Origin of the sequence: Streptomyces sp. NPDC002574 (genome assembly GCF_042889545.1) — a bacterium.
Lineage (GTDB): Bacteria > Actinomycetota > Actinomycetes > Streptomycetales > Streptomycetaceae > Actinacidiphila.
Window position 1 is genome coordinate 129,677 of sequence record NZ_JBIARB010000008.1, and the last position, 25,876, is coordinate 155,552.

The 25,876-nt window shown below is 71.8% G+C and carries 30 protein-coding genes; 9 read left to right on the plus strand and 21 right to left on the minus strand.

Annotated features, from left to right (window positions below):
* Positions 1 to 129 precede the first annotated feature (129 nt).
* From ACFYXS_RS20600 to ACFYXS_RS20630, 7 genes are all read right to left on the minus strand, one after another.
* Entirely contained in the window at positions 130 to 510 is a 381-nt protein-coding gene (locus ACFYXS_RS20600) for a hypothetical protein (protein ID WP_389250109.1), read from the minus strand.
* 47 nt (positions 511 to 557) lie between these two features.
* Positions 558 to 1,535 carry a zinc-binding alcohol dehydrogenase family protein gene (locus tag ACFYXS_RS20605; protein WP_389250826.1) on the minus strand — a complete coding sequence of 326 codons (978 nt, stop codon included), beginning with the start codon at positions 1,533 to 1,535 and terminating at the stop codon, positions 558 to 560.
* Between the two features lie 2 nt (positions 1,536 to 1,537).
* A complete protein-coding gene (locus tag ACFYXS_RS20610; protein WP_389250111.1) occupies positions 1,538 to 1,897 on the minus strand; it encodes a hypothetical protein in 360 nt (119 codons plus the stop codon).
* Positions 1,894 to 2,757 carry an extradiol ring-cleavage dioxygenase gene (locus tag ACFYXS_RS20615; RefSeq protein WP_389250114.1) on the minus strand — a complete coding sequence of 288 codons (864 nt, stop codon included), beginning with the start codon at positions 2,755 to 2,757 and terminating at the stop codon, positions 1,894 to 1,896. Before ACFYXS_RS20615 ends, ACFYXS_RS20610 begins: the two co-directional genes overlap by 4 nt.
* Positions 2,750 to 3,619 carry a citryl-CoA lyase gene (locus ACFYXS_RS20620; RefSeq protein ID WP_389250115.1) on the minus strand — a complete coding sequence of 290 codons (870 nt, stop codon included), beginning with the start codon at positions 3,617 to 3,619 and terminating at the stop codon, positions 2,750 to 2,752. The genes ACFYXS_RS20615 and ACFYXS_RS20620 overlap by 8 nt, the downstream gene beginning before the upstream one ends.
* Positions 3,616 to 4,833, minus strand: coding sequence for a CaiB/BaiF CoA transferase family protein (locus tag ACFYXS_RS20625; protein WP_389250118.1), 1,218 nt, complete (start codon positions 4,831 to 4,833; stop codon positions 3,616 to 3,618). Before ACFYXS_RS20625 ends, ACFYXS_RS20620 begins: the two co-directional genes overlap by 4 nt.
* Before the next feature lie 133 nt (positions 4,834 to 4,966).
* Positions 4,967 to 5,788: an IclR family transcriptional regulator C-terminal domain-containing protein gene (locus ACFYXS_RS20630; RefSeq protein ID WP_389250120.1), complete on the minus strand. Its 822-nt coding sequence runs from the start codon at positions 5,786 to 5,788 to the stop codon at positions 4,967 to 4,969.
* Positions 5,789 to 6,206: 418 nt separating this feature from the next.
* Here ACFYXS_RS20630 and ACFYXS_RS20635 point away from each other — a divergent pair, with 418 nt between their 5' ends.
* Positions 6,207 to 7,661 (plus strand): amidohydrolase family protein, encoded by a 1,455-nt coding sequence (locus tag ACFYXS_RS20635; protein WP_389250122.1) that lies wholly within the window; start codon positions 6,207 to 6,209, stop codon positions 7,659 to 7,661.
* A gap of 65 nt (positions 7,662 to 7,726) precedes the next feature.
* Here the strand turns inward: ACFYXS_RS20635 and asnB are convergent, their stop codons facing one another.
* Both asnB and ACFYXS_RS20645 read right to left on the minus strand, forming a co-directional pair.
* Positions 7,727 to 9,571, minus strand: coding sequence for an asparagine synthase (glutamine-hydrolyzing) (gene asnB, locus ACFYXS_RS20640; protein WP_389250124.1), 1,845 nt, complete (start codon positions 9,569 to 9,571; stop codon positions 7,727 to 7,729).
* Positions 9,572 to 9,922: 351 nt separating this feature from the next.
* A complete protein-coding gene (locus ACFYXS_RS20645; protein WP_389250126.1) occupies positions 9,923 to 10,384 on the minus strand; it encodes an ATP-binding protein in 462 nt (153 codons plus the stop codon).
* A 163-nt stretch (positions 10,385 to 10,547) separates the two neighbouring features.
* Between ACFYXS_RS20645 and ACFYXS_RS20650 the strand changes: the two genes are divergently transcribed.
* Positions 10,548 to 10,784 (plus strand): DUF397 domain-containing protein, encoded by a 237-nt coding sequence (locus ACFYXS_RS20650; RefSeq protein ID WP_389250128.1) that lies wholly within the window; start codon positions 10,548 to 10,550, stop codon positions 10,782 to 10,784.
* Between the two features lie 175 nt (positions 10,785 to 10,959).
* Positions 10,960 to 11,868, plus strand: coding sequence for a helix-turn-helix domain-containing protein (locus ACFYXS_RS20655; RefSeq protein ID WP_389250130.1), 909 nt, complete (start codon positions 10,960 to 10,962; stop codon positions 11,866 to 11,868).
* Between the two features lie 19 nt (positions 11,869 to 11,887).
* Here ACFYXS_RS20655 and ACFYXS_RS20660 read toward each other — a convergent pair whose 3' ends face one another.
* A complete protein-coding gene (locus ACFYXS_RS20660; protein WP_389250132.1) occupies positions 11,888 to 12,118 on the minus strand; it encodes a hypothetical protein in 231 nt (76 codons plus the stop codon).
* A gap of 161 nt (positions 12,119 to 12,279) precedes the next feature.
* A complete protein-coding gene (locus ACFYXS_RS20665; protein ID WP_389250134.1) occupies positions 12,280 to 13,095 on the minus strand; it encodes an SAM-dependent methyltransferase in 816 nt (271 codons plus the stop codon).
* Between the two features lie 280 nt (positions 13,096 to 13,375).
* Here ACFYXS_RS20665 and ACFYXS_RS20670 point away from each other — a divergent pair, with 280 nt between their 5' ends.
* The 3 genes from ACFYXS_RS20670 (at position 13,376) to ACFYXS_RS20680 (ending at position 14,977) form a co-directional block, all read left to right on the plus strand.
* Positions 13,376 to 13,858, plus strand: coding sequence for an Lrp/AsnC family transcriptional regulator (locus ACFYXS_RS20670; RefSeq protein ID WP_389250136.1), 483 nt, complete (start codon positions 13,376 to 13,378; stop codon positions 13,856 to 13,858).
* A 188-nt stretch (positions 13,859 to 14,046) separates the two neighbouring features.
* Complete coding sequence (locus ACFYXS_RS20675) at positions 14,047 to 14,541, plus strand: DUF2000 domain-containing protein (RefSeq protein WP_389250138.1); 495 nt, start codon at positions 14,047 to 14,049, stop codon at positions 14,539 to 14,541.
* A 73-nt stretch (positions 14,542 to 14,614) separates the two neighbouring features.
* The gene (locus ACFYXS_RS20680) at positions 14,615 to 14,977 is read left to right on the plus strand and encodes a DUF6204 family protein (protein WP_389250141.1); all 363 of its coding nucleotides are present in this window, start codon (positions 14,615 to 14,617) and stop codon (positions 14,975 to 14,977) included.
* 12 nt (positions 14,978 to 14,989) lie between these two features.
* Here ACFYXS_RS20680 and ACFYXS_RS20685 read toward each other — a convergent pair whose 3' ends face one another.
* The 5 genes from ACFYXS_RS20685 to ACFYXS_RS20705 all read right to left on the minus strand — a co-directional run bounded on the left by ACFYXS_RS20685 (position 14,990) and on the right by ACFYXS_RS20705 (position 19,829).
* Positions 14,990 to 15,628, minus strand: a complete 639-nt coding sequence (locus tag ACFYXS_RS20685; protein ID WP_389250143.1) for an SRPBCC family protein — start codon at positions 15,626 to 15,628, stop codon at positions 14,990 to 14,992.
* Positions 15,625 to 16,032 (minus strand): ArsR/SmtB family transcription factor, encoded by a 408-nt coding sequence (locus tag ACFYXS_RS20690; protein ID WP_389250144.1) that lies wholly within the window; start codon positions 16,030 to 16,032, stop codon positions 15,625 to 15,627. Before ACFYXS_RS20690 ends, ACFYXS_RS20685 begins: the two co-directional genes overlap by 4 nt.
* Before the next feature lie 126 nt (positions 16,033 to 16,158).
* Positions 16,159 to 17,283, minus strand: coding sequence for a type III polyketide synthase (locus ACFYXS_RS20695; RefSeq protein ID WP_389250146.1), 1,125 nt, complete (start codon positions 17,281 to 17,283; stop codon positions 16,159 to 16,161).
* 374 nt (positions 17,284 to 17,657) lie between these two features.
* Positions 17,658 to 18,863: a cytochrome P450 gene (locus ACFYXS_RS20700; protein WP_389250148.1), complete on the minus strand. Its 1,206-nt coding sequence runs from the start codon at positions 18,861 to 18,863 to the stop codon at positions 17,658 to 17,660.
* 162 nt (positions 18,864 to 19,025) lie between these two features.
* The gene (locus ACFYXS_RS20705) at positions 19,026 to 19,829 is read right to left on the minus strand and encodes a LysR family substrate-binding domain-containing protein (RefSeq protein ID WP_389250150.1); all 804 of its coding nucleotides are present in this window, start codon (positions 19,827 to 19,829) and stop codon (positions 19,026 to 19,028) included.
* An 81-nt stretch (positions 19,830 to 19,910) separates the two neighbouring features.
* Here ACFYXS_RS20705 and ACFYXS_RS20710 point away from each other — a divergent pair, with 81 nt between their 5' ends.
* Positions 19,911 to 20,315 (plus strand): DUF5997 family protein, encoded by a 405-nt coding sequence (locus ACFYXS_RS20710; protein WP_389250153.1) that lies wholly within the window; start codon positions 19,911 to 19,913, stop codon positions 20,313 to 20,315.
* Between the two features lie 54 nt (positions 20,316 to 20,369).
* Here the strand turns inward: ACFYXS_RS20710 and ACFYXS_RS20715 are convergent, their stop codons facing one another.
* Complete coding sequence (locus ACFYXS_RS20715; RefSeq protein WP_389250155.1) at positions 20,370 to 20,696, minus strand: ArsR/SmtB family transcription factor; 327 nt, start codon at positions 20,694 to 20,696, stop codon at positions 20,370 to 20,372.
* A gap of 443 nt (positions 20,697 to 21,139) precedes the next feature.
* Here ACFYXS_RS20715 and ACFYXS_RS20720 point away from each other — a divergent pair, with 443 nt between their 5' ends.
* Positions 21,140 to 21,520, plus strand: a complete 381-nt coding sequence (locus tag ACFYXS_RS20720; protein ID WP_389250157.1) for an SMI1/KNR4 family protein — start codon at positions 21,140 to 21,142, stop codon at positions 21,518 to 21,520.
* Between the two features lie 108 nt (positions 21,521 to 21,628).
* Here ACFYXS_RS20720 and ACFYXS_RS20725 read toward each other — a convergent pair whose 3' ends face one another.
* Complete coding sequence (locus ACFYXS_RS20725) at positions 21,629 to 22,279, minus strand: TetR family transcriptional regulator (protein WP_389250159.1); 651 nt, start codon at positions 22,277 to 22,279, stop codon at positions 21,629 to 21,631.
* Positions 22,280 to 22,358: 79 nt separating this feature from the next.
* Between ACFYXS_RS20725 and ACFYXS_RS20730 the strand changes: the two genes are divergently transcribed.
* Entirely contained in the window at positions 22,359 to 22,880 is a 522-nt protein-coding gene (locus tag ACFYXS_RS20730; protein WP_389250161.1) for an anthrone oxygenase family protein, read from the plus strand.
* A gap of 21 nt (positions 22,881 to 22,901) precedes the next feature.
* Here ACFYXS_RS20730 and ACFYXS_RS20735 read toward each other — a convergent pair whose 3' ends face one another.
* The 3 genes from ACFYXS_RS20735 to ACFYXS_RS20745 all read right to left on the minus strand — a co-directional run bounded on the left by ACFYXS_RS20735 (position 22,902) and on the right by ACFYXS_RS20745 (position 25,641).
* Entirely contained in the window at positions 22,902 to 23,447 is a 546-nt protein-coding gene (locus ACFYXS_RS20735; protein ID WP_389250163.1) for an ATP-binding protein, read from the minus strand.
* Between the two features lie 993 nt (positions 23,448 to 24,440).
* Entirely contained in the window at positions 24,441 to 25,178 is a 738-nt protein-coding gene (locus ACFYXS_RS20740) for a VOC family protein (RefSeq protein ID WP_389250165.1), read from the minus strand.
* Positions 25,179 to 25,251: 73 nt separating this feature from the next.
* The gene (locus tag ACFYXS_RS20745; RefSeq protein ID WP_389250167.1) at positions 25,252 to 25,641 is read right to left on the minus strand and encodes a hypothetical protein; all 390 of its coding nucleotides are present in this window, start codon (positions 25,639 to 25,641) and stop codon (positions 25,252 to 25,254) included.
* Between the last annotated feature and the right edge of the window lie 235 nt (positions 25,642 to 25,876).

Sequence of the window (25,876 nt, forward strand, 5' to 3'; positions counted from 1 at the left end):
ACCCCCCCCGTTTAAAACCCCCCCCCCCCCACCCCCACCCCGCCGGGTACCCGGTCCCCCCCCACCCCGTTACCCCCCCGGGCGCCGGCCCCCCCGCCCGGGGCGCCGTCGACGGGACCACGGCACGTCTCACTCGCAGACGCGCTTGGGGGCCTTCGCGCCCGGCCGCGCCCGGAAGCGCACTTCGTGGCCCGCGTCGTCGGTGAACACGGCCTCGGCCGGTGAGACCAGGGTCATCGTGCCGTGGTGCAAGGGGTTGTCCCAGCCCGCGGGCGGGTTGTCGGAGCCGCCCGAGAGCGGGTGGACCGCCTCGAACCACGTCGATCCGATGCGGACGTCGTCGATGCCGCAGTGGGTGTAGAGCTCGAACGGCATGGATGTCCCGGCAGCGGTGGCCGCCGGTTCCGGGGCGGCGGCACGCCGCGGCCGTTCGTTGTCACCGGAGCAGCCGGTGAGTACCGCGGCGGAGAGTGCCGCAATGAGGACGAGACACGTGATTCCGGGTTTCATGGCCCTTGGACGCCGCGGTCCTGGTCCCGGTTCCTGACCGGCGCGGGTCAGCCGCCGGACGGCCTCGGTCCGTGCGGGAGCAGCACGGCCCGGCCGTTCGTGGTGCCCGTCGCCTGCCGGTGCCAGGCGGCGGGAAGGCCGTCGAGGGGGACGTGTTCGTGCGCGACGGTGAGCACGCCCTCGGCGGACCGGCGGGCGATCTCGACCAGGGACGCGGCCCGTTGGGACGGCGTGAGTTCGTTGTTGGTGTAGCCGAGGACCCGCAGCGAACGGCTGCGCAGTGTGCCCGAGTCGAGCGGGCAGGTCTCCGCGGCGGAGCTGCCGAGGTTGACCAGGCGTCCACCGGTGCGGAGGGTGCGGGCGGCGGCCGCGGCCGGGGCGCCGAAGAGGGGGTCGACGACCAGGTCGACGGGGCCGTCCGCCGCGGCGGTGATGCGGGCGGCCAGTTCGCCCACGTCGTCGGTGTCGAGGACGACGACCGCGTCGGCGCCCGCGGCGTGGGCCCGCTGCCGCGCGGCCGCGGAGCGGGCCGCGGCCACGACCCGCCGGGCGCCGGCGGCGCGGGCCAGTTGCACCGCGGCCTGCCCGACGGTGCCCCCGGCGCCGAGGACGACCACCTGCTCCCCCGCGGCCAGTTCGCCCCGCCACGTCAGCGCCATGTGCGCGGCGACGGCGGACAGGCCGAGGGCGGCGACGGCCACGGGGTCGGCGCCGGGCGGCAGTTCGACCAGCGCGGCCTCGGGAACCGCCACCCGCTGGGCCATGCTGCCGTCGCCGGGCGCCATGCCCGCCGCCGTCGGGAACCAGACCGTGCGGCCGCCGTAGGTTCCCACGCCCTGGACGCCGGGCACGTACGGGGTCCGCGGGCGGCCGAAGTACGAGGTGCCGCTCGCGCACAGCAGGTCCAGGGGCGTCAGGGGCGCGGCGTGCACCTCGACCAGGACCTCGCCCTCCCCCGGCCGGGGCGGCTCCCGGTCGACCACCCGCGGTGGCCGGCCGGGCTCGGCGATCTCCGCCGCCCGCATCGTCACGTCGTGATGTCGGGGTAGGGCAGCGTCATGTGCGACAGCCGCCGGGCGTACTCCTTCTGGAACTCCAGCGGCCCGTGGTCGCGTTCGAACAGCCCGATGAAGAGCGTGATCGTGAGGAAGGGGTGGGCCCCCAGCTCGAACAGCTTCGGGTAGTCGTGGGTGGACAGCGCCTCGCGCTCGGTGTCGTCGAAGCTCAGCCATGTCGAGGCCTCGCCGTGCAGGCAGTTGAGGATGCGGTTGGCGTACTCCTCCTCCCACATCCGCACGGTGGCCACCGGCTCCTCGCGGTAGCGCTCCAGGAGCTCCGGGTCGCGGTCGACGGTGTACAGGAACTTGTTCAGCAGGTACTTGCTCACGAGCGGCCTCCGTGCGGGTACCAGGTGAAGTAGGCCTCCATGGTGTGGAACAGGTCGAACGTGTCGGTGTAGTCGGCCTTCCGGCCCTCACCGGCGACGCCCATCATCAGCATGAAGTCCATGAAGCCGTGGGTGGCGTTCCCCGGCAGGTGCAGGCTGTCGAGGGTGACCTCGGCGAGGCAGCCCTCGATGTCCCCGGACGCGATCCACTCCACGGCCCTGCGGTCGAACTCCGGGTCGGGGCCGTGCGGCCCGAACTGGCGCGGCCCGCCGAGCTCCAGGGAGAGGTGGCCGGTGCCGATGACCGCGACGCGCTGGTCGGCCGGCCAGGACTCGATCAGCTCCCGTATCGCGCGTCCGAGCTGCACGAAGCGCTTGGGCTGCGGCAGCGGCGGCGCGAAGATGTTGGTGTAGATCGGCACGATCGGCAGGTCGTTCTCCGGCCGCAGCGTGATGATCGGGCACGTGATGGAGTGGTCGATGCGCATCTCGTTGGAGAAGGCGAGGTCGAACCCGAGGTCGAGGCCGCCGCGCAGCACGTGCGAGGAGAGGTCCTCGTGGCCCGTCAGCAGCATCCGGGGCAGGCCGAACTCGCGTTCCTCGTTGAAGAAGTTCGCGTCGTAGAAGGGCGCCTTGCCCACGAGGAACTGCGGCATGTTGTCCAGCCACAGCTGGTGGAAGTGGTCGGAGCCGACCATCACCAGCACGTCGGGCCGCGCGGCGGTCAGGGTCCTGCGGAACGCCTCCACCTTGCGCACCCATTCGTCCGCGAAGGGCGGACGGTCCTCCCCGGTGGCGTTGCTCGCCCGGTAGTAGAACGGGTGGTGGGTGGACGCGATGACCGCGACCAGCTCAGCCATGCGGACCTCCGTTGGTCTCGTCGGCGGGTGCGTAGGGGTCGGGATCCACGGACCGGTTGTTCAGGTCCACGGACAGGAAGATCTCGTTGGCGACGGGGTGGCGCAGTTCCTCGGCGAGCTGCCCGATGAGGCCCGCGGTACGGGCCAGCAGAGCGAAGCCGCGCAGCAGTTGCAGCGGCAGGCCGAGGTCGGCGAGCGCGGCGCCGCACACCCCCGCGCCGTTGAGCGGCAGCGTCCTGCCCAGGACCTCGGGGTGGACCCGGCCGATCGCGGCGAACAGCGACAGGTGGGGGCCGGCCAGCCCCTCCTCCTCGGCGATCCGGAAGAGCCGGGGGGTGCGGGGGTCGCCGTTCTTGTGCACATGGTGGCCGAGGCCGGGCACGAAGCGTCCCTCGGCCCGCCGGGCCCGCACGGTGGTGAGCGCCAGCGCGTCCCAGCCGGCGTCGTCGGTGGGCCGCGGGCCGTCCAGGGCGTCGAGGACGTCGTGCAGGAAGCGGCCGCAGTCCTCCGTGACGCCGAGGAAGCGGGAGCCGCCGCCGAGCAGCCCGGCGGCAAGCGCGCCCTGCACCGAGTCCGGGGCCGACAGGTACGTGAGCCGGGTGACGATCGCGGTGGGGGTGAAGCCGTGGTCGGCCAGGGCGGCGAGCACGGCCTCGAAGACCCGGGTCTCGCCCGCCGTGGGCCGGCGCTGGGTGGCGAGCCAGAAGGCGAGCTCGCCGAAGCCGACCTTGCCCATCACGTCCTCGGCCAGGTCGTGGCCGAGGAGGGTGATGGACTCCGTCGACGAGGCACCGAGGGCGGTGGGATACGTGGGACGGGTGGACCGGTCGGACGGTGCCGGCTGCCCGGTGGTTCCGGTCATCGCTCCTCCCCGGAGTCCGCGGCGTCGGCGTCGGCCTCGGCGGGGCCGCTCAACCAGGCACGCAACTCCGGCCCGTGCTCGTCCAGTTCGGGCGGCGGCAGCCGGTATCCCGCCGGGGTGTGCGAGAAGCGGATCGGGTGCCGGGTGGTGGGCACCACGCGGTCGCCCTCGCCGACCTCGACGATCGGGTCCAGCCCGAAGCGCTCGGCCATGGCGAACCCGCCGTCGATGGTGTTGATCGGCCCGCAGGGGATGCCTGCCTCCACCAGTAGCTCGAACCACTCGACCGCGCCGCGCTCGGCCAGTTGCCCGACCAGCAGGGGGCGCAGTTCCTCGCGCCGCTCCGTGCGGTCGGCGTTGCGGGCGAAGCGCGGGTCCTCGGCGACCTCGGGGATGCCGAGGACCTCGCAGAGCTTGCGGAACTGGCCGTCGTTGGCGGCCGCCACGATGAGGTCGTTGTCGGCGGTGGGCAGCGGTTCGTACGGGAAGACGCTGGGGTGGGCGTTGCCCATCCGGTACGGGACCACGCCTCCGGCGGCGTAGGCCGAGCTGTGGTTGACCAGCCCGGTGAGCGCCGAGGACAGCAGGTTGACCTCGACGTGCTGACCGTCCCCGGTGGCGTCGCGGTGGCGCAGCGCCGCGAGGATGCCGATGGCCGCGTGGTTGCCGGCCATGACGTCGAAGACGGAGATGCCGGCGCGGAAGGGCGGCCCCGCGGGGTCGCCGGTCAGGCTCATCAGGCCGGAGATCGCCTGGACCATCAGGTCGTAGCCCGGCACGTTCCGTCCGGGGCCGGTGCCGAAACCGCTGATGGAGGCGTAGACGACACCGGGGTTCGCGGCGGACACCGAGCCGAAGTCCAGGCCGAACCGCTCCAGGCCGCCGGGCCGGAAGTTCTCGATCAGCACGTCGGCGCGGCGGGCGAGTTCCCGGGCGGCCGCGGCGTCGTCCGCGTTCCGCAGGTCCAGGGCGATCGAGCGCTTGCCGCGGTTGACGCCCAGGTAGTACGTCGAGACGTCGCCGCGCACCGGGGGCGTCCACGTCCGTGTGTCGTCTCCCTGGGGGCTCTCCACCTTGACGACGTCGGCGCCCATGTCGGCCAGCAGCATGGAGGCGTAGGGCCCGGCCAGGATGCGGGAGAAGTCGGCGACCAGCACACCGGACAGGGGCCCTGCCTGCGGGGACGGATCAGGTGGCAGGTGGGTGTTCGGCATTCGGGTCCGCCTCCATGTCCGCACAACGGACGACTGTCCGCTGTTGCGATTCTGGCACGTCACCCGCCGGCGTCAAGACCTTCGGCCGCCCGATCCCCCGGCTGCCCGCCGGCACCCCGCCCCGGCACCCCGTTCAGCCCCGCGGCAGCGCGGCCTGCGTCACGTGCGGAACGGTCTCCAGCAGGGCGAAATCGGCGCTGATCTTCCCCGCGGCCTGCAGCAGGAGCGGGAGATGGTGGTCGAGCAGGTGCTCCACGGACGTCTCGGCGGCGTGGGTGTTGACGTTCAGGGCGGCGACGACCCGGCCGGTCCCGTCGCGCAGCGGGACCGCGACCGACCTGATGCCGCGGGCGAGTTGCTCGTCGGTCAGCGCCCACCCGCGGGCCCGCACCTGGCGCAGTTCCGCGTCGCGCTCCTCGGGACCCGGCCGCCAGCGCGGCTCCAGCCCGGACCGGCTGGACTCGGCGAGCACGGCGCCGGCCTCCTCGGGCGCCAGCGCCGCCAGCAGCACCTTGCCCAGCGAGGTCTGCAGGGCCGGGAAGCGCGTCCCGATCTGCACCGCCAGGGTCACGATCTTCGGCACCGCCACGCGGGCCACGTAGACGATGTCCGGGCCGTCCAGCTGCGCGACGGAGCAGGACTCCCCGGTGCGCCCGGACAGTTCCTCCATGTGCGGGCGGGCCACGTCCCACAGGCCCATCGACCGCACATAGGCCACGCCCAGTTCGAGCACCCGGGGCGTGAGCGCGTAGCCGCCCCCGCCGGACGCGGGGCGCACGTAGCCGAGTTCCTGGAGGGTGAGCAGGATCCGCCGGGCCGTGGGCCGCGCCAGGCCGGTCGCGGTGGCCACCTCGCTCAGGGACATCGCCGGCCGGTGCGGCGCGAAGGCCGTGATCACCTCCAGGCCGCGCGCGAGCGCCTCGATGAAGTCGGGTCCGGTGCCCTCGCGTGGCATGTCGCCTCCAGCTGACGTACGGGTCGGTGCGCGGTCCATGGGAACGGTCCAGCGTAGCGTCCGCCAGGCGGACGCAGCTTCGGGCGGGCAGCCACGCGGGAGGCCGACCGCGTGTCCGCCGTTGCACCAGTTCAGGCCCGTGCCCCGCACCGGCTTGCGGACCGGCTGTCACGCGGAGTCGCTCGGCCGTCCCCTCACTCCCGCGAAGCCTCCGGCAGGCGGACACACTGCACAAGACCGCCGCACGGCGCGGGCCGCGGCACCGCGCAACAGGTGCTGACAGATTCCTTGACACCGCCGACACACCACCTCACAGTGACAGAAATTCCAAGTGACCGCTTGCCGGACGAAAGTCCGTTGATCGGCCAAGGGCGGCTGCCTGCCATGCCGCACTCATGGCGAGGAGTGGAGTTCGACGATGAACGAGCAAGCGGAGTTCCTGCCCGGCCGGCCCGTCCTGCTGCGCGGCGGCACGGTCCTGCCGATGGACGACCGGCGCCAGGTGCTCCACAACACCGACGTCCTGGTCCTCCGCGACCGGATCGCCGCGGTGGGACCGGACCTCGCCGCCCCGGACGGCGCCGTCGTCGTGGACGCCACCGGCGGCATCGTCATGCCCGGCATGATCGACACCCACCGGCACATGTGGCAGACCGCCATGCGCGGTTACGGCGCCGACTGGACGCTGACCCAGTACTTCGTCTGGTACTACCTGGAGTCCGGCCGGCTCTTCCGGCCCGAGGACATCCACGCGGGCAATCTGCTGGCCGCCCTGGAGGCCGTCGACGCGGGCGTCACCACCGTCGTGGACTGGTCGCACGGCCTGCAGACCGTCGACCACGCCGACGCGGCGGTGGACGCGCTGCGGTCCGTGCCGGGCCGTTTCGTGCTCGCCTACGGCAACATCCAGCAGCCCCCGGCCGAGTGGACCGCCGCCCCGGAGTTCCGCGACTTCGTCAACCGCCGGATCACCGGGGACGACATGCTCGGCTTCCAGCTCGCCTTCGACGTGACCGGCGACCCCGCCTTCCCGGAGAAGCCCGCCTTCGAGGTCGCCCGGGACCTCGGCGTGCCGGTCACCACGCACGCCGGCGTGTGGGGTGCCACCGGCGACGACGGCATCCGCCTGATGCACGAGCACGGCTTCATGACCGACCGCACGGTCTACGTCCACGCCGCCTCGCTGTCCGCGGACTCCTACCACCGCATCGCCGCCACCGGCGGCTCGATATCGGTCTCCACCGAGAGCGAGCAGAGCGCCGGCCAGGGATACCCTCCCACCTGGGCCGTCCGCTCCCACGGCATCCCGGTGTCGCTGTCGATGGACACCAGCGTGTGGTGGAGCGGCGACCTGTTCTCGGCGATGCGCACGACCCTCGGCGCCGACCGCGCCCGCGAGCACCACGAGGCGCACGCCAAGGGCGAGACCGTGACCCACCTGGGCCTGCGCGCCGACCAGGTCGTGGACTGGGCCACCCGCGGCGGCGCCCGCACCCTCGGCCGCGACCACGAGCTCGGCAGCGTCGAGACCGGCAAGAAGGCCGACCTCGTCCTGATCAAGAACGAGCACTCCCCGGTCTCGTTCCCGCTGCTCAACCCGTACGGCCACGTGGCCTTCCAGGCGCAGCGCGGCGACGTGCACACCGTGCTGGTCGACGGCCGGGTCGTCAAGCACGAGCACCGCCTGGTCGGCGTCGACCTCGCGGCCGCGCGCCGCGAGGTCGAGCGGACGGTGGAGCACCTGCGCTCGCAGCTCGGCGAGGAGGGCTGGGCCCGGGGCATGAACCCCGACGTCCCCGAGACGAAGATCCTCGACAATCCCTACCAGTACACCGACTACCGCAGCGGCTCCACGCACGGCCGCGCCGAGTGACGCCCCGGCCCGACCGGTCCTGACCGGCCCGGCCGCCGACCGGCCGCCACCGGCCGGCGGCCGGGTCAGGCCACGTCGACGGTCGGCGCGTAGATGTCCATCCACAGCGCGAGGTCGAGGACGCGCTCCAGCCCGTGCCGCGCGGCCTGGGTGTGCTGCGGGGCGTCGTCCTTGACCGCGCGTTCCAGCCAGACCTTGCTGACCAGGTCGAACACCGGGTGGGAGGGCTTGGTCAGCAGCTCCTTGCCGTTCTCCCGCAGCGCCACGGCGTACCGCGGGTCCTGAGTGGACGGATAGGGGCTCTTCACCCTGTCGTACACGGACTGCGGCAGCAGGTCCACGGTGGCCTCGCGCAGCAGGCTCTTCTCCCTGCCGTCGAAGGACTTCAGCGCCCAGGGCGTGTTGTAGACGTACTCCACCAGCCGGTGGTCGCAGAACGGCACCCGCACCTCCAGGCCCACCGCCATGCTGGCCCGGTCCTTGCGGTCCAGGAGGATGCGCACGAAGCGGGTGAGGTGGAGATAGCTGATGACCCGCATCCGGAACTCGAAGTCGCTCTCCCCGTCGAGGCGTTGCACCCCGGTCAGGGCCTCGCGGTAGCCGTCGTGGACATAGCCCTCCAGGTCCAGGGCCTTGGACAGGGGCTCGGTCAGGACGTTGCCGTCGTCCCCGAACTGCTGGGCGAAGTGCACCAGCCACGGGAAGGTGTCGGCCCTGCGGGCCTCCTCGTCGAAGAACTGCTGGTAGCCGCCGAACACCTCGTCCGCGGACTCACCGGACAGGGCGACGGTCGAGTGCTGCCGGATCGCCTTGAACAGCAGGTACAGGGAGCTGTCCATGTCGCCGAGCCCGGCGGGGATGTCGCGGGCGCGGATGACCCGCGCGCGTACCTCCGGGTCGGCGAGCTGATCGGAGTCGAGCACGATGTCCTGGTGCTCCGTCCCGGCCAGGGCGGCGACGTCGTGGACGAACGGCGTGTCGGGGGTGGCGCGCAGCGCGTCCGGCACGAAATGCTCCGTCTGGCCGACGAAGTCGACGGCGAAGCTGCGCACGGTCTCGCCCACGGTGGCCAGTTGGCGTGCGGCCAGCGCGGTCATCGCCGAGGAGTCGAGGCCGCCGGAGAGCAGGGTGCAGCGCGGTACGTCGGCGACGAGCTGGCGGCGGACGATGTCGTCGAGCAGCTCGCGCACGCGGGCGATCGACGTCTCCTTGTCGTCGGTGTGCCGCTTGGTCCGCAGCGACCAGTACACATGGGTGCGCAGCCCGTTGCGGTCGACGGTCACCACGGTGCCGGGCTCGACCTCGCGCATGCCGTCCCACACGGCATGGCCGGGGGTCTTGATGAACGCGAAGAGCTCGCGCAGGCCGTCGAGGGTGACATGGCGCGCGGCGAGCGGGTTGGCGAGGATCGCCTTGGGCTCGGAGCCGAACATCACGCCGTCGTCGGTCGGGTAGTAGTAGAAGGGCTTGATGCCCATGCGGTCACGGATCATGACCAGCTTCTGCTCGCGACTGTCCCAGATGGCGAAGGCGTACATGCCGTTCAGCCGTTCGGCGATCCCCTCGCCCCACTCCAGGTAGCCGTGGAGCACCACTTCGGTGTCCGAGGTGGTGGTGAAGTGGTGGCCGCGTGCGGCGAGTTCCTTGCGCAGCTCGGTGAAGTTGTACGCCTCACCGGAGTACACCATGACCGCCGTTCCGCCGTCGGGGTCCTCGGCCGCCATCGGCTGCCGGCCGCCCGGCAGGTCGATGATGGCGAGCCGTCGGTGTCCGAGCGCGGCCGGGCCCTGCACCCAGGTGCCGCGGGCGTCCGGCCCGCGGCACGCCATCGTCTCGGTCATCGCGTCCACTGTGGCCTGCTCGTTCCGCAGGTCCCGCTCGAACGAGACCCATCCCGCGATTCCGCACATGCGTCTGCCTCCGGCTCTGCCGTGCCGTTGTGTGCCGCTGTGTTCCTGCGCGGTCGGTCCCGGGATCCCGCCTGGCGACTCCGCGCCGGGAGCACCACCACTGGGAGTGATGTGTATTAAGCACCTATATGCCCGAGTCTCCGTCGGTATGCGCTATTCGTCAAACGCCCCACGCGACGGTCACCCAGGGTCGGCGGCCCGGGACTCACCGACCTGAAAGGCGACTCTGACCTGCGACGACGTCACGGCGCAGGCCGGCGCGCCGGACCCCGCGCCCAGCCGCCGGCCAAGGCGGAGGATCGGGGCGCGGACGTCCGTCCGGGTGAGCGGGGCGCCTGCGACGGCGACGGATCAGGCGCGGGCGGCGGAGACCAGCGCCCAGACGGACTTCCCGGCCTCGTCGGGCGGTGTCCAGCCCCAGGAGTCACTGAGCGAGTCGATGATGTGGAGCCCCCGCCCCGACTCCGCCAGCCAGTCGGGCTCCTTCAGCACGGGAATGCCGGTGCCGGGATCGGCGACCGTGCACAGCACGGAGGTGTCGCGCAGCAGCAGCCCCAGCCACAGCGGCCGGTCGGAGAGCGCGCACGTCGCGTCCTCCAGCCCGTAGCGCACGGCGTTGGTCAGCATCTCCGAGACGACTATCGACGCGTTGTCGACCACCCTCAGCATGCCCCACTCGCACAGCGTGGAACGGGTGAATTGCCGGGCCGCGCCGGCCGCATGGAGGTCGCCGCTCAGCCCGCAGGCGGCGAAACGCGTCCCGGGACCCTCGGGCAGGTCGAAGTCGAGGGGGGTCGCCGGGTGAGTCGTCATCGAGTACTCCGCGGAGCGTCGAGGGGGGCGCGGTGTCTACGCACTCCACTATCCCGGTCGGATCCCTACCCGTGCAAGCACATCTGCAATTACAGTCGTAAGTGCAACTGTAAGTACGTCTGCACGTGCAGATGCACGTGCAGAACGCCAAGGAGGCGTATCCATGCGGGAGTTCGAAAACGGCGTCCCGGCCACCGACATCGACGGCGCGGTCTGGCGGAAGAGCGGCCGCAGCAACCCCAGCGGCAACTGCGTGGAGCTCGCAGCGCTGCCGGGCGGCGGCTTCGCGATGCGCAACTCCCGCCACCCCGGGGGTCCCGCCCTCGTCTACACGCGCGCGGAGATCGAGGCCTTCCTCGGCGGCGTCAAGGACGGCGACTTCGACGACATGGCCGGCTGACGGGCGCCCTTCACACGTCCTTCACACCACCGATGACCTGCACTCCACCCTTTCGAAGCGCGGTCCCGTCGGCGCGCCGTCCGCGAACGCGCGCGGCGCGCCCGGGGATTTGGCTGTATTCGCACGCCCATTGGTGCGAGACTGGTTGTCTGCCCAGTCACTCACGGGAGCCGGCATGACCGCCACGCGGCCGAGCAACGAACCGTCGATAAAGCAGTACCTGGAGCACCCGCGCGGCGGCCCCACGGTTCTGCGCATCGTGCTCGGCACCCAGTTGCGCAGGCTCCGGGAAGCCGCGCACATCTCCCGCGAGGACGCCGGTGAGGCGATCCGCGGCTCCCACGCCAAGATCAGCCGGCTGGAGCTGGGCCGCGTGGGCTACAAGGAGCGCGACGTCGCCGATCTGCTCACCCTGTACGGGGTGACCGACGAGACCGAGCGCGCCGACTTCCTGAACCTCGCGAAGCAGGCCAACACGCCCGGCTGGTGGCACCGGTACGGCGACGTCCTGCCCGGCTGGTTCGAGACGCTGGTCGGCCTGGAAGAGGCCGCCTCCATCATCCGTACCTACGAGGTGCAGTTCATCCCCGGCCTGCTGCAGACCGAGGAGTACGCCCGCTCCGTGATCCGCCTGGGGCACCCGCGGGCGTCCGGCGTCGAGCTGGAACGCCGGGTGGCGCTCCGCATGGACCGTCAGCGGTTGCTGACGGCGCCGGGCGCGCCGAGGCTGTGGGCGGTCGTGGACGAGGCGGCCCTGCGCCGGACGCTGGGCGGCCGGGAGGCGATGCGCAGCCAGCTGGAACGTCTCATCGAGGTGGCCGCCCAGCCGAACGTGACGCTGCAGATCGCGCCCTTCAGCGTCGGTGGTCTCGCGACGGCAGGCGGCCCGGTCACGATCCTGCGTTTCCTGGAGCCCGACCTCCCGGACATCGTCTACCTGGAGCAGCTGACCAGCTCGCTCTACTTGGACAAGCAGGACGACGTCGACAACTACCTGGCCGTGATGGACCGCCTCAGCGCCGAGGCCGAGCCGCCGGCGCGGACGCCCGGCATCCTGAACGACATCGTGAAGCAGCTGATCTAGCCGGATCCGGCCCCGAGGATCAAGGCGTCGCGGCACCCAGTTCGGCCTCCAGGCGAGCGGGCCAACTCTCGTGGGCCAACTCGGCCGCGACCAGGAGGTCGCGCCAGTCCGTCAGGGCGAGTCGGACGGCCTCGTGGAACCGGCGCACACTCCCCTCGGCGAGCAGGACGACCGCCGCGTGCACGCGTTCACTCGCCAGGAGCTCCGGGTCATGACCCGCCGCGTCCGGGAGCCCGTCGAGTATCCGCATGACCTCCGCGCCGGATCCGTCGTTCGAGTCGCACGCTGGTCGGCACCGCACAGGTCCTCTCGACGCGTAGAGGAGATCATGCGTTCTCCCGCCGGACGGACCGGCGGCCTCCCCCGGGAACGCCGATCGGACGGCGACGTCCCGGGGCTGCGCGCGGCCGGTCAGACCTTGCGGCCGACGCCGCCGAACTCGATCCACTCCTGGGTGGCCTGACGGGGCGCCAGGTCGCTGTCGGGGCGCCAGGTGGAGACCTCCACCAGGCCGGGCTCCAGGACCTGCAGTCCGTCGAGGAAGCCGGCCACGTCCTGCTCCTGGCGCACCCGGCCCCAGTTGCCCTGCGTGCTGGCGTCCATGAACTCGGTGACGAAGTCGCGCACGGACTTGTCCTCGCTGACCAGCTGGCACACCACGAGGAAGCTGCCGGGCACCAGACGCTCCGCGACCCTCCGCACCAGACCCGCCGGGTCGTCGTCGTCGGTGATGCAGTGCATGACGGAGACGAACAGGGCGGCGACCGGCTCGCTGAAGTCGATCAGCCGCTCGACCTCCGGGTGGCCGAAGATGCCCTCGGTGTCGCGGAAGTCGGCCTGGATGACCGCGGTGTTCTCGTTCTCCTCCAGCAGCGCCCGGCCGTGCGCGAGGACGATCGGGTCGTTGTCGACGTAGACCACGCGCGAGGCGGGGTCGATTCGCTGGGCGACCTGGTGCACGTTGTCCTGCGTCGGCAGGCCGGAGCCGTGGTCGAGGAACTGCCGGATGCCGTACTCCTGCGCCAGCACGCCCACGACGCGCTGGAGGAACCGCCGGTTGTTCACGGCGAGTTCCTTGGTGCTCGGCACCACCTTGAGCAGTTCCTCGGACGCCTCGCGGTCGACCGCGTAATTGTCCTTGCCGCCGAGCAGGAAGTCGTACATCCGCGCGACGCTGGGTGTCGCCGTGTCGATCGCGGTCGGCAGCGGCTCACGTTCCTGGCTCATCCGGCCCCTCACAGTCTTCCCCACGCCCCGAACGCAGGGGTTGATCGCGGATCTCCATCCTAGGGGCAATGTCCGGTGCCGAACTGTGCTTTTCCCCTTCCGCATCAGGAATCGGCCGCACCGGAAGGGCTTCTGAAACCCTTTCAGGCAGTGCGCTAAGCGACATACCTCACGTCTCGGGGGCCCGCGCGGAACGCGCGGAGGCCGAACATCGCACGGGCCGGCCGCCGGGGCAGGACGCCGGTGGCCGCCGTACTTCGTACGGCATATCGTCACTTCCATGGAACTCGATGCGCTGGACCGCGCTCTGATCCGGGAGCTGCAGCACGACGCCCGGCAGACCAACCGGGACCTGGCGGCCAAGACGGGGGTGTCCCCGTCGACCTCACTCGAGCGTGTGCGGTTGCTGCGCGAGCGCGGCGTGATCACCGGCTTCCACGCGGCCCTGGACCTGGAGGCCGTCGGGCGGCCGGTCCAGGCCCTCATCGCCGTGCGCATCCGGCCGCCGGCCCGGCCGGTCATCGAGGGGTTCCGGGAGTGGGCGGCGCGGCTGCCGGAGACCATCGGCCTGTTCGTCACCTCGGGGGCGCACGACTTCCTGATCCACATCGCGGTGCCCGACGTGAACGGCGTGTACGCCTTCGTCATCGACCGCCTCACCGAACGCCGTGAGGTCGCGGACGTGCAGACCACGCTGGCGTACGAGCACGTGCGGTCCCCTTCCGTCGAACCGGCCGACCCGGACCGGCGCCGGACCCGCTGAGGCCGCGGTCCCCTCCCGCGGAGCCGCCGCACGGACGGGCACCGTGCGGGCCGAACGCCGCACGAACTGCGCCGGGCGGCCGCGAAACCCGGGAGCGCCCGAAGGAAGTTCGGCGGGAGCGCCGCACGGCCACATACCTGCCTAGCATCTGGCTGATCCACCGAACAGACGTGGCAGGAGGGCAGGTCATGACCGCCGAGAACATCACCCCACCCCGCACCGGAGCCGTCGGCTTCTCGCCCGAGGAGATCGACCCGACCGCACCGACCCGCGCGGCCCGGCTCAAGTGGGTCGTCGTCGTCGACAGCGACCTGCCACCGGGGCGGGCCGTCAACGCCGCCGTCTGCGCGGGCGCGGCGACCGCCGTCGCCGTGACCGGGCTCCTCGGGGAGGACGCCGCCGACTCCGAGGGCAACACCCACCCGGGGCTGCCGTGGGCCGGGTGCACGGTCCTCACCGCCGACGCCGCCGCGCTGCGGGCGATCCGCGCCAAGGCGCACGCCTCCGCGGGCACCTTCGTCGCCGGCATGCCCGAGGCGGCCCAGCGGACCCGCGTCTACGCGGACTACCTGGCCGCACTGGGCAAGACCGCGGCCGAGGACGTCCGTTACTGCGCGGTGAGCATCGTCGGGCCGCGCAACCGCGTCGACAGGATCGTCGGCAGGCTGCCGCTGCTGCCGTGATCCCCCGCGCCACGCGGACGGGCCGCGGGAAACCCGGTGGAACGGGGGCCGCCGCTCCGCCTAGGGTCGGGGCATGAGCACCCGCGTCTTCCGCATCACCGTCCGTGGCGTCTTCGACGGGCTCGGCCCCGAGCAGCGCGCCGAGCTCCTGGCCCGCGCCGGGGAGCACGACGTGCTGCACGCGGCCTTCACCCCCGAGGGCCACCTCTCGTACGACATCGCCGCCCGCCCCGCGTTCACCTTCCGCTTCCAGGACTCCGGCGAGGCCGAGGAGGACATCCTCGAGGCCACGGAGCGCGCCGAGGAGGCGGCCCGGGCGTGGCTGACCGGACGCGGCTACGGCTTCAAGAACCTCCGCGCCCTGGCCGAGGACCTCTCCCAGGCCCCGCTCGGCAAGCGGCAGCGCCGCGCCGCGGCCACAGGGAATCCGGCCTGACGACCCGGCCCGCTACGCCTCGCGCGGCGGGACGTAGAAGCCGGTCGTCGCGGCGACCGCGGCGGTGACGACGGCCTCGGGCGCGCCCGAGGCGGCGTAGGCCTCGCCCCACGCCTCGCTGCTGCGGATCATGCCCGCCCGCACCTCGTCGGACTCCGCGAACGCGGCGGCCTGCTCCGGGCCGGGGAAGTCGCCGGCCAGATAGCGGCCGAAACCGAGCAGCGCGAGGTCCCAGCCGACGCCGACGGCACCGGGTCCGAACTGGTCCCACATGCCGGGCGGGACGACCGCGACGTGCTCGAGTTCGAGGACGGTCCGCTCGTCCTCCTCGGTGAGCCGCACCGCCACCTCGCTGAAGCCCGGCGCGTCGCCCATCACCCAGCTGACGCGCAGCAGTCGGGGCGGCTCGCACTGCAGGATCTCGCCGCCCGCGTTGCCCTGCAGCTGGTAGCGGCCGCCGAGGCGCAGGTCGCCGGTGACCGGGAGGAACCAGCGCTGGATGCGCTCGGCGGTGGTGCAGGCGTCCCACACGTCGTCGATGTCCGCGTCGTAGGCGCGGCGGAGCAGGACCGTGCGTGCCTCCTCGCCGGAGACGTCGCGGGAACCGACCTGCCGGTGGGCCTGGTTGATCTGGTCGACGATGTCGCTCATGGTGCCTCTTCCTGTTCCCTCCCGGAGCGGGGGGCGTGCCCCGTCCCCGACTGTGGTCCCTGCTGCCGTTCCCCGGCGATCCGCCGCTCCCGGCGTCCGCGTGCCAGTTCCGTGCCCAGGGCGTCCAGCCGCTGTTCCCAGAAGCCCCGGAAACGCTCCAGCCAGGCGTCGACCTCGCGCAGCGGGGCGGCTTCCACGGCGTAGAGCCGCCGCGTCCCCTCCGCGCGGACGACGGCGAAGCCGTGTTCCCGCAGTACCCGCAGGTGCTGGGACACGGCCGGCTGCGAGATGCCGAACTCCTCCCGGATCGCGTCGCTGATGGCACCGGAGGGCTGCTCACCGGCGGCGAGCAGCTCCAGTATCCGGCGGCGCACCGGATCCCCGAGGACGTCGAATGCGTGCACGTGGAGCACTATGCCAGCGTCTACTTATATAAGCAACTACTTAGAGAACGTTCTCCTGGGAGCGCCGGCGGCCCGGGGCGGTCCACCGCCCCGGGCCGTCCCGGTCCGTACGAGGCGTCCCGGGGCTCACGGGGCCGCGGGGTCGCGGAGGCCGTCGTCGAGCGTGCCGTAGTTGTGCTGCGGCAGCACGTCCGCGTCGTAGTCCGCCTTGACCCAGGTACCGAGCACCATCTCGGCGGTGATGCCCGGGCCGAAGCCGGCCAGCAGACCGCGGTGGCCGTCGAGCGCCGTGCCCTCGTCGAACATCCGGGCCAGGGCGTCGAGCACGACGCAACTGGCGATGTTGCCGTACTCGGTGAGCGTGGCACGGCTGAAGCGGAACGCCTCCGGGGCGACGCCGAGGTAGCGGCTCAGGTCGTCCAGAATGCGCGGACCGCCCGCGTGGATGACGTAGAAGTCCAGCTCCGACGCGTTCCATTGGTGCTCCGCGGCCACGCGGCGCAGGACCGGCGCCAGCGGCTCCATGGTGCCGGGCACGCGCTTGTCGAGCTGGAAGTGGAATCCGGTCTGGCGCACCGCGTAGGAGATCCAGGCCTCCGTGTTGGGGATGAGGTAGGAGGAGTTGCGCTCCAGCCGCATCCCGGTGCCGCCGTTCCCCCGGACCACGGCGGCGGCGACGCCGTCGCCGAACAGCCCGTTGGACAGCAGCGTTCCGACGCTCAGGTCGGTCGGCTGGTAGCACAGCGAGCAGAACTCGCAGGCCACGATGAGGGCGTTGGCCTCGGGGTAGGCCGTGCAGAAGTCGTGCGCCCGGTTGATGGCCGCGCCGCCCGCCGCGCAACCGAGTTGGGCGATGGGCATCTGCCGGGTGTCGTGCCGGAAGCCCATCGTGTTGATGAGCCATGCCGTCAGCGACGGCATCATGAAGCCCGTGCACGAGACGTAGATGATGAGGTCGATGTCGGCGGCCGTCAACTCCGCCTCGTCCAGCGCCTGGCGCACCACCGCGGGCACGCGCGCCTTGGACTCCTCCTCGTAGATCTCGCTGCGCGCATCGAAACCCGGATGTTCCAGCACCTCGTCGATCGGACGTATCAGGTGCCGTTTCTGCACGCCGGTGTTCTCGATGAGCCTGAGGGTCAGGCCGAGTTGCGGGTGGTCTTTGTGCAGCCGTCGTGCCAGCTCGAGCGTTTGTTCGCAGGTGATAACGTTGTCGGGAACCGCGATCACCGGCTTGCACAGAACTGCCATGATTGGCTCCATTCCTGTCCCTCTGCGGGCAATGGTCCACGTGGTGCCCCGCCCCGGTGCATTTCTCCCGGGGCAGACCCGTACCTTTCACGGAAAGGCGATAGGGAGGTACGGGCATTTCACCTGCGGCGCCCCAATGGCGCCGGTATTGCACGTGGGCCCAAACGGAGTCGGATGACACATTCGGACCGGTCACCGCCGGAATGGCGTGGTGACCCATTCGGTTTCTGGTCCGCCCAACAAAAAGTACGGCAGCCGGACGGGGAGCGCACGTCGGAGGCGGGTCGGCCGCGCGCCCCACGGGCACCGCAGCACGGCGCCGGCCCCGCCCCGTACGGGCGGAACCGGCGCCGGAGGGCACTCGGGGCGGTTCGCTACCAGCCCACGTGCAGCGCCACCGGGTAGCGCCAGATCGACGTGGCGCTCCACCGCACCTCCTCGGCCGGCTTGGCCAGCCGCAGTTCGGGGAAGCGGCGCAGCAGCTCGGTGAAGGCGACCTGCAGCTCCATCGTCGCCAGCGGCGCCCCGAGGCAGTGGTGACCGCCCCAGCCGAAGGTCATGTGCGGGGCACCGGTGCGCTCCAGGTCCAGTTCGTCGGGGCGGTCGAACTTCGCGGTGTCGCGATTGGCGGTCAGGTAGGAGACGTGCACAATGTCCCCGGCCCGGATCAGGACACCGCCGAGTTCCACGTCCTCGGTGGCCACTCGCGGGATGCCGACGCCCTTGCGGAACGGGATGTGCCGCAGCATCTCCTCGATGGCCTGCGGGATCTTCTCGGGGTGCGCGCGCAGCGTCGCCAGCTCACGCGGCCGGGTCAGCAGCGTGTAGGCGATGTTGCCGATCTCGTTCGAGGTCGTGTCCTGGCCGGTGATCAGCAGCACCATGGCCATGACGGTGAGTTCCTTGTCGTTCAGGATCTCGTCGCCGTCGCGGGCCGTGGCCAGCACGCTGATCAGGTCGTCGCCGGGGTGCGCGCGCCGCTGCGCGGTCAGCTCGGCGAAGTACGCGCGCAGGTCGGCCTTGGACCGCACGGCGTCGTCACGGTTGTCGGGGCTGAAGTCCATCAGCGTGCGGGCGTGGGCGCGCAGTCGCCACCGGTCGTCCTCGGGGATGTCGAGGACCTCGCAGATCGCGGTCAGCGGCAGCGGCGCGGCCAGGTGCTCCACGAGGTCCGCCGGGGGACCCTCGGCGGCCATCGTGTCGAGCAGCTCGGTGACGACCCGCTCGATGTGCGGGCGCATGCGCTCGACCTGGCGCGGGGTGAAGCCCTTGGAGACCAGCGAACGCAGCCGGCTGCTGTCCGGCGGGTCCATCACGTTGATCGCCTCGTCCTGCACGATCGGCTCCGGGGTCATGCGGGGGAAGTCCCGGCCGACGACGCCGCGGCGGCTGAAGCGCCGGTCGGTCGTCACCGTCCGGACGTCCTCGTAGCGCGTGACGAGCCACGCCTCGCCCTCCCCGTGGGGCAGCTTGATGCGCGAGATCGGTTCGTTCTCCAGCAGGTGCTTCAACTGGGGGTCGAATTCGAGGGCCACGGCGAAGTCGAAGGGGCAGTCGTGCGCGGAGGGACCGGAATCCATGCGATGCTCCAGTGAACCTGGACGTCAGGGAACACCTCACAACAAATCGCCCCAGGGCCCCTCACGGCCACCGCAGCAAGCCCATCCGGGGGACCGGGCGGTGCGACGGCGCCGCGGCGTGACGTGGCGCGTGGTGCCGAGGGCCCGGGTCCGGCGCCCGCGTCAGGAACGACGACGGGGTTTGCCCTGCTTGCCGCCCCGGCCCGTGCCGCCCTTGGCACCTCCGGAGGCGCCGCGCGGGTTCCTGCCGCCCGCCCGGCCGGCCGTCTTCCCGGTGCTCTTCCCGGCCGCGGGCTTTCGCCGCGCGGCCCCGGCGTCCGGACGCCCGTCCTTCCCCTCGGCGGGGGCGTCGGCCCGACGGCCGCGGGTGCTGTTGACCGTCCGGCCCCGCACGACGCCGATGAAGTCGTCGACCATGTCGGTCGTCGCGTCCTCGGGCCACGACAGCGCGACGCGCGACTGCGGGGCGTCGACCAGCGTGCGGTAGGTGAGGTCCCGGCGGTGGTGGAGCCGGGCCAGGGACTGCGGGACGATCAGGAGTCCCACCCCTGCCGCCACGAGCTCGACGGCGTCCGCCGTGGTGGCGGGACGCTCGATCGCGGGCCTGCCGGGGGGCCGCTCCCAGTCGATGGTGTCGTCGAGGGGGTGGAAGACCACCTCGTCGGCCAGGTCGCCGGTGCTGACCTCCTCGACCGCCGCGATGACGTGGTCCTTCGGGACCACGACCACCGTCGTCTCGGTGTAGAGCGGGATCGCGCTGAGGTCCGTGCCGTCCACCGGGAGCCGTACGAAACCCGCGTCGGCGCCGCGGGCGCGCAGCAGTCCCGTCGCCTCGGCGGAGGAGACCGCGACGAGTTCCAGCGGGACGGCGGGGAACCGCTCCTGCCAGATCCTCACCCATTTGGCGGGTGTCACGCCCGGAACGTACGCGAGCCTGAACTGGGGGGATGCTTCCGAGCCTGTCACCAGGACAGGCTACCCGGGCCGCGGCGGCGGCGGCCCGTTCACGCGGTCGGGGGCGCCCCGCGGGGTCGATAAGCTGGACCCATGACGTCGCACCACAACACCCAGACCATGAAGCCCGCCACCGCGGCCAAGAAGCTGGGTGTGTACCTCGAGGCCACTCCCGCCGCCTTCCGGGAAGGTGTCGTCTCCCGCGACGAGCTCAACGCGCTCCAGGCCGATCCGCCGGAGTGGCTGCGGGAGCTGCGGCGCGACGGGCCGCACCCCCGTCCGGTCGTCGCGGCCAAACTGGGCATTTCCATCGCGGGCCTGGCCCGCGGCGGTGTCACCGAGCCGCTCACGACCGAGCAGATCGATGCGCTGAAGCAGGACGTCCCGGAGTGGCTGGTGCGGGAGCGCGCCACGCAGGCCGAGGTCCGCAAGGAGGCGGCGCGCCTGAAGGAGCGCGACGCCGAGCGCGCGGAGCAGACGAACCGGCAGCGTTCCTGACCCGCGGTCCCCGGGGTCCCCGAGCCATCGGGGATTCCCGGGACCCGCCCTCCGTCACACGGACGTGGGCAGCGACCCGCGGGCGACGAGGTCGAGCAGGCCGGGGAAGCGTTCCTGGAGTTCGCTCCGGCGCAGTGTGACCTTGCGGCTGTTGCCGTAGTTGACCTGCCGGATGAGCCCGGCCTCGCGCAGGACCCTGAAGTGGTGGGTCATGGTCGACTTGGAGATCGCGAGGCCGAAGGACGCGCAGGTGCGCTCGGTGCCCTCGGGTTCCCGGCACAGTTCCTCGACGACCTTGCGGCGCAGCGGGTCCGCCAGGGCGGCGAAGACGGAGCCCAGATCCATCTCCCCGATCTCGGGGTGGCCCTCGGCGTCCGGCATGGTCCCTCCTGGTCCGCTCCTGCCCTGGATACGACAATCACCTTACCTCAGGGGCAAACCCGCCCTGCGGGCCGCCACCGAGGCAGGTACGGCTTGCATCTTACCTGGAGGTGGAGGTATGGATGTATACGTACCTTCGCGCCCCGCTCCGCCGCCGTGCGCGCCGCGACCCGCCGAAAGGACCGCCCCGTGCCTCTCCCCCACGACACACCCGAGGGAGGCCGCCCGCGCCGCCCGCGCGTCCGTCGCCTCCGCCTCCCCGGCACCGTTGCCACACCCCTGCCGTGCCGCGAACTCCGCTCGGGGCGGGGGCAGTCGGGCGAGGCCGGCCCTTCCGCGCCCGCGCCGCGGGACGGCTGAGCGGACGGGGGTCCGACCGCGATATGGTGCGCCCCGGGAGGGGCCTCGGCGTGCGGCGCCGGAACGCCCGGGGAGGACGTGCCATGGGCGCACCAGACGCCGCGATCCAGCGGGCCGAGCGAGCACTCGGCGTCGCCTTCCCCGAGGACTACCGCGCGTTCCTCGCCGACCCGGGATGCGTGGCCCGGTACTTCCTGCCCGCCGGCCACTTCCTGACGCTCTGTCCGGTCGACGAACTCCTCGGCCTCAACGACGCGGCGGGCCCGGCCGGCCGCCTCCCCGGCGCGGTGGTCATCGGCGGTGACGGCGGCCGCGAACTCCTGGTCTACGACTTCCGGCAGCAGCCTCCCCCGCTCCTCCTGGTCGATTCCGCGGCCGCCACCTGGTCCGAGTGCCTGCGCCAAGCGGCCTCACTCACGGAGTTCCTGACCCGCTTCCCGGAACACGGCTGGCGCTGGCAGTAGCCGGTTACCGACTCCAAGGCGGGCTTGCACCGTCAAGCATTTTCCTGATCCCCTTGATCGGCACAGCAATCATCGCGCCCTGGCGCGCCCCTCCACAGGGCAATGCGACTAGGGCGTGAGGAGCGCGCCGGCGAGCGTCCGGGCGAGCCACTCCTCGTACGCGGCGACGCTCCAGCCGCAGACATCCACGAACCGTTCGTACACCTCGATCGAGGTGAGGACGTAGGCCTCGTCGGCGGCCCGGTCGGCCGTCAGCCCCGCGCGCAGCGCGCCCACTTCGGCGAGGTGCCCGGCGAGTCGGCGGCTGCCGGTACGACGCTGCCGCTCGGTCTCGTCGAGCAGGTCGCCGACACCGGCACCGCCCGCGGCGGCAGCGGCGCGCAGCACGCGGTGGACCGGTCCGATCCGGCCGAGGATCGCGACGGCCATCGCCGCGTACAGGCCCAGCTTCCGCACCGGGTCGGGCTCTTCGATGATCGCCTGTACCGGGGGCCGCCCGCTCTGCGGGACCTGCCGGCCGTCACCCGCAAGCGTCACGTCGTACACGAGCTTCACCAGGCCGGGCTTGCCGCCCGGGCAGGCGGCGTACAGCGTCTGCACGGCGACGCCGGCGGCCGCGGCCACGTCGCCCATCGTGGTCGCCGCGAAGCCCCGCTCGATCATCAACGCCCGCGCGGCCTCGGCGATCCGCAGCCGGGTCGCCTCGGCGTGCTCGCGCCGGAGGTCGCTGACGTAGCGCCGCTTGTGAGTGCCTTCCATCGCGGTTCATCGTGCCATAGAATTCACCAGGCACGCCTCTAATGAAAAGTGGAACCTCTAATCAATCAGGGTGGGGCACATGCGTACCGTCGTACTGGAGATCGTTCGCGCGGGGGCGGCGACGCTGCTCGGCCTCTACGCGGGCGGGGTGTTCTTCGCCGTGATCACGCCGTCCGTCGGGCGGCTCCCGGGCCCCGTGTACGTGCCGTACTGGAAGGCGCTCAACGCCGACTACGGCCGGGTGATGCCGCCGTTCCTCCTCACCTGCCTCGCGCTGCTCGTCGCGACGTGCGCGCTGTCGTACCGGCAGGGCCCGCTGGTGTTCGGCCTCAGCCTGGCCGCGGGGGTGCTCGTGCTCGCCACGATCGTGCTCACCGTGACGCAGATGGAGCCGCTCAACCGGCTCGTCGACGGCTGGAGTCCCAGCGAGCCGCCGACCGACTTCGTCGCCGTCCGCGATCGCTGGCTGACCCTGCACACCGTCCGGACGGTTCTCGCGGTGGTGGCCTTCGTCAGCCTGCTCGTAGCGCAGGGGTCCGACCGGGAGGGGCCTTCACACCCTCGGCCCGCCGCGGTCGGCGGAAGTGCCGTCGCGCCGTAGGACGCGGCTGCTCGCCTGCCTTCACGAGGCAGGCAGAGGTCGGTTCTTGACGGCCTCCGCGATCCGCCGGGCGGCCTGGGCGGGCGTGAGGTGCGTGGTGTCGACGACCTCGGCCTCGTCGTGCAACCACGTGCGGGCCGCCTCGGCGTAGGGCTCGAGGTGGGCGAGACGAAAGGCGGAGGGGCCGAGAATGGTGTCGCCCTCGATGCGCCCACGGAGGGTCTCCTGGTCGGCATGGAGGACGAAGTGCCGTACTGCAATGGCGTGTCGAGCAAGGCCCGTGCTGATCTCACGCCAGTACGGTTCGACCAGGACGGTCATCGGCACGATCAGGGTGCCACCGGTGTAGTCGAGCACCCGGCGGGCGGTCTCGACGACGAGCGGCCGCCACGGCGGCCAGTGCTGGAAGTTGTCCGCCCCGGGGCCGGGCAGACCCGGCGTGATGTCCATGAGGGTCTCGCCGACCTTCTCTGCGTCGAACACCCGTGAGTCCGCGAGCAGTCGCTGCACGAGCGCACTGGTCGTCGTCTTGCCCGCGCCATGGGTGCCGTTGAGCCATACGATCACGCGCCCACGCTAGCGGCGCGGGCGCCGCACGATCGGGCGCTGCACAAGTCCCGCACGTCACGACGCGCTTGCCGGGCGTGCGGCCCCGGCGGTACGTGCTCACCCGCGGCGTGGACAGCACGGTTACCTTCATCGCCGACCGCTCCCGCCCACCGGCCGGCAGGCCCTCTGGCCTGGCCCTGTGACGGATGCGCGGGATTTCCGGGTCGGTGACGTGCTCACGGTCGCCTGCCCCTTCACGCCGGCCAGAGTCGAGCAGGCCATGACGTGGGACTACGTGTCGGTGCGATGGCCGTGGTGGGGCCTCGACGCCGACAGCGATGCCGAGCGCTGGAACGGGATCGTGGCCCTGGACGTGACCCGTGGCGGGCGGACCGGGCCTGATGAGGAAGCGGAGCTGTTCCGGACCGACCCGCCGCCCGCGCGACTGAGGGCCGGGGACGTCTGCCGGGTCGGAGTACCGCCGGCGGTGGTGCACGTGACGGCTGTCGATCGCCACGACCCTCCGCTGGAGACAGGCTGGCTGCCACGCCCCCGTCTCACGCCGGCTGTGCTGCCTGTCGGCCGGTCCTACCGCGAGTTCCGGGACGACAGCCATCTCAACGGCACGGGCTACGACCTTCACCCCCATGACGGGATCCCCTTCACCTTCGACCTGTTGATGCGGCCGTACGCCGCTCTTCGACCCGGCGACGAGGTCGCCGACGCAGCCGGACGGGCCTGGTGCTTCGAAGGGCCCTGGGACTGGACCGCCTTCGACGGAGAGCCGGCCGGATCCGGCCCGCAGTGGCCGCTCGGCCTGCTGACCCGCGGGGGAACGCCGCGCTGCGGGGCGGACGCGGAGGCAGTGGCCGCAAGCACCGCGATCGGTTCCCACCAGGAGCCCGTCCGCCGGTGGATGCCGCTGACCGAGGCGCTTCACCCACGCCCTGCCGGACGTCACGTCGCGCGCACAGCCGGGGCTCACCTGTCGGGTGTCGTCGAGGCATCGCGTCAGGACCGGGCGAGGACGCAGAACTCGTGGCCCTCCGGATCGACCAGGCACGTCCATGGGACGTCGCCCTGGCCGACGTCCAGATCGGTGGCCCCGAGGGCCCGCAGCCGGGCCACCTCCCGCGCCTTGTCGTCACCGGGGTCCGGCACAAGGTCGAGATGGACGCGGTCCGGCACGGTCTTCACTCCCGTGCGGAGGAACTCGATGAAGGGGCCGACGCCCTCGGCGGACCGCCACACCGCGCGATCGTCGGTCACCTCGTGCAGGATCCAGTCCATCGCCTCGTCCCAGAACCGGGCCATGGCCCGCGGATCCGCGCAGTCGACCACCACCCGGGCGATCGGCCCCGTGTCCCGGTAGCTCTCCCGAGGCTCCAGCACGCAGAACTCGTTGCCCTCCGGGTCGGCGAGGACCGTCCACGGCACGTCGCCCTGACCCACGTGGGCGGGCGTCGCACCGAGACCCTCCAGGCGGGCGACCAACTCTGCTTGATGCGCCGCCGAGTCGGTGGCGAGATCGAGGTGCACGCGGTTTTTCGTCGGTGACTTGGGTTCCGGGACGGCGATGACATCGATGCAGACGCCGGCCGGGTCCAGCCAATCGAAGCCGACCGGCTGCGCGGCGGTGGCGCCGGGCTCCGCACTGGTGACACGCCAGCCGAGCGCCTCTGCCCAGAACCGGCCGACCACCGAGTCGTCCAGAGCCTTCATGTTCACCAGAACAGGGCGAAGTGTCATGCCGGCGATCCTATGCACCCGCTCGGCAACGCCTTCAGTCACAACGTCCGTGACTGATTCCCAATGACCTTCGTCAAGCGTCGAGGGTGCCTACTGGGTCGCCTGAGGTCCTGCCGACAGCACGCCGCAACCGTGCCCGCAGAGAGGTCGACAAGGTGACGCCGGAGACTTCGCCAGGAGAGCCGGCATCCTGTGATGCGGCGATAGGCTCTGCTCGGACATCGTGAGCGTCTCCGCGAAATGCAACGGCGGCCTCCCCGATCCCAACCACCTCCAGCAGGGTGTCCAGGGCCTTGTGGGCTTGCTCGTGCGGCGCGGTGAGCCGGACATACGAGACGCCGCGCGGATTGCCGTCGTGCTTGCTGATCGCGAAGCTGAAGCCTTTCAGCCTGAACAGAACGACGTCGAGATCGTCCAGCCCGTCCCAGGACCGTTCCACGTGCAGCCGTAGCCGCTGGGCCACGGGTGCACCGGCGGCTTCAACACCCCGATTATCTCGAAGAGCGGGGCGCAGTGCGCCCGGACGCTGTACTGGTAGACCGGGTTCTTGCCGGTGCAATAGGGCAGTTGCGTAGCCGGCTGTCAGTCGGGGTCAGGCCCCGGGACTTCAATCGGTCGGCGGGTTCCCCGTCGACGACTCCACACGCGACGCCGAGATGAAGCTGGACGAGCGCCTCCTGTCCGCCGCGCTCCATGCC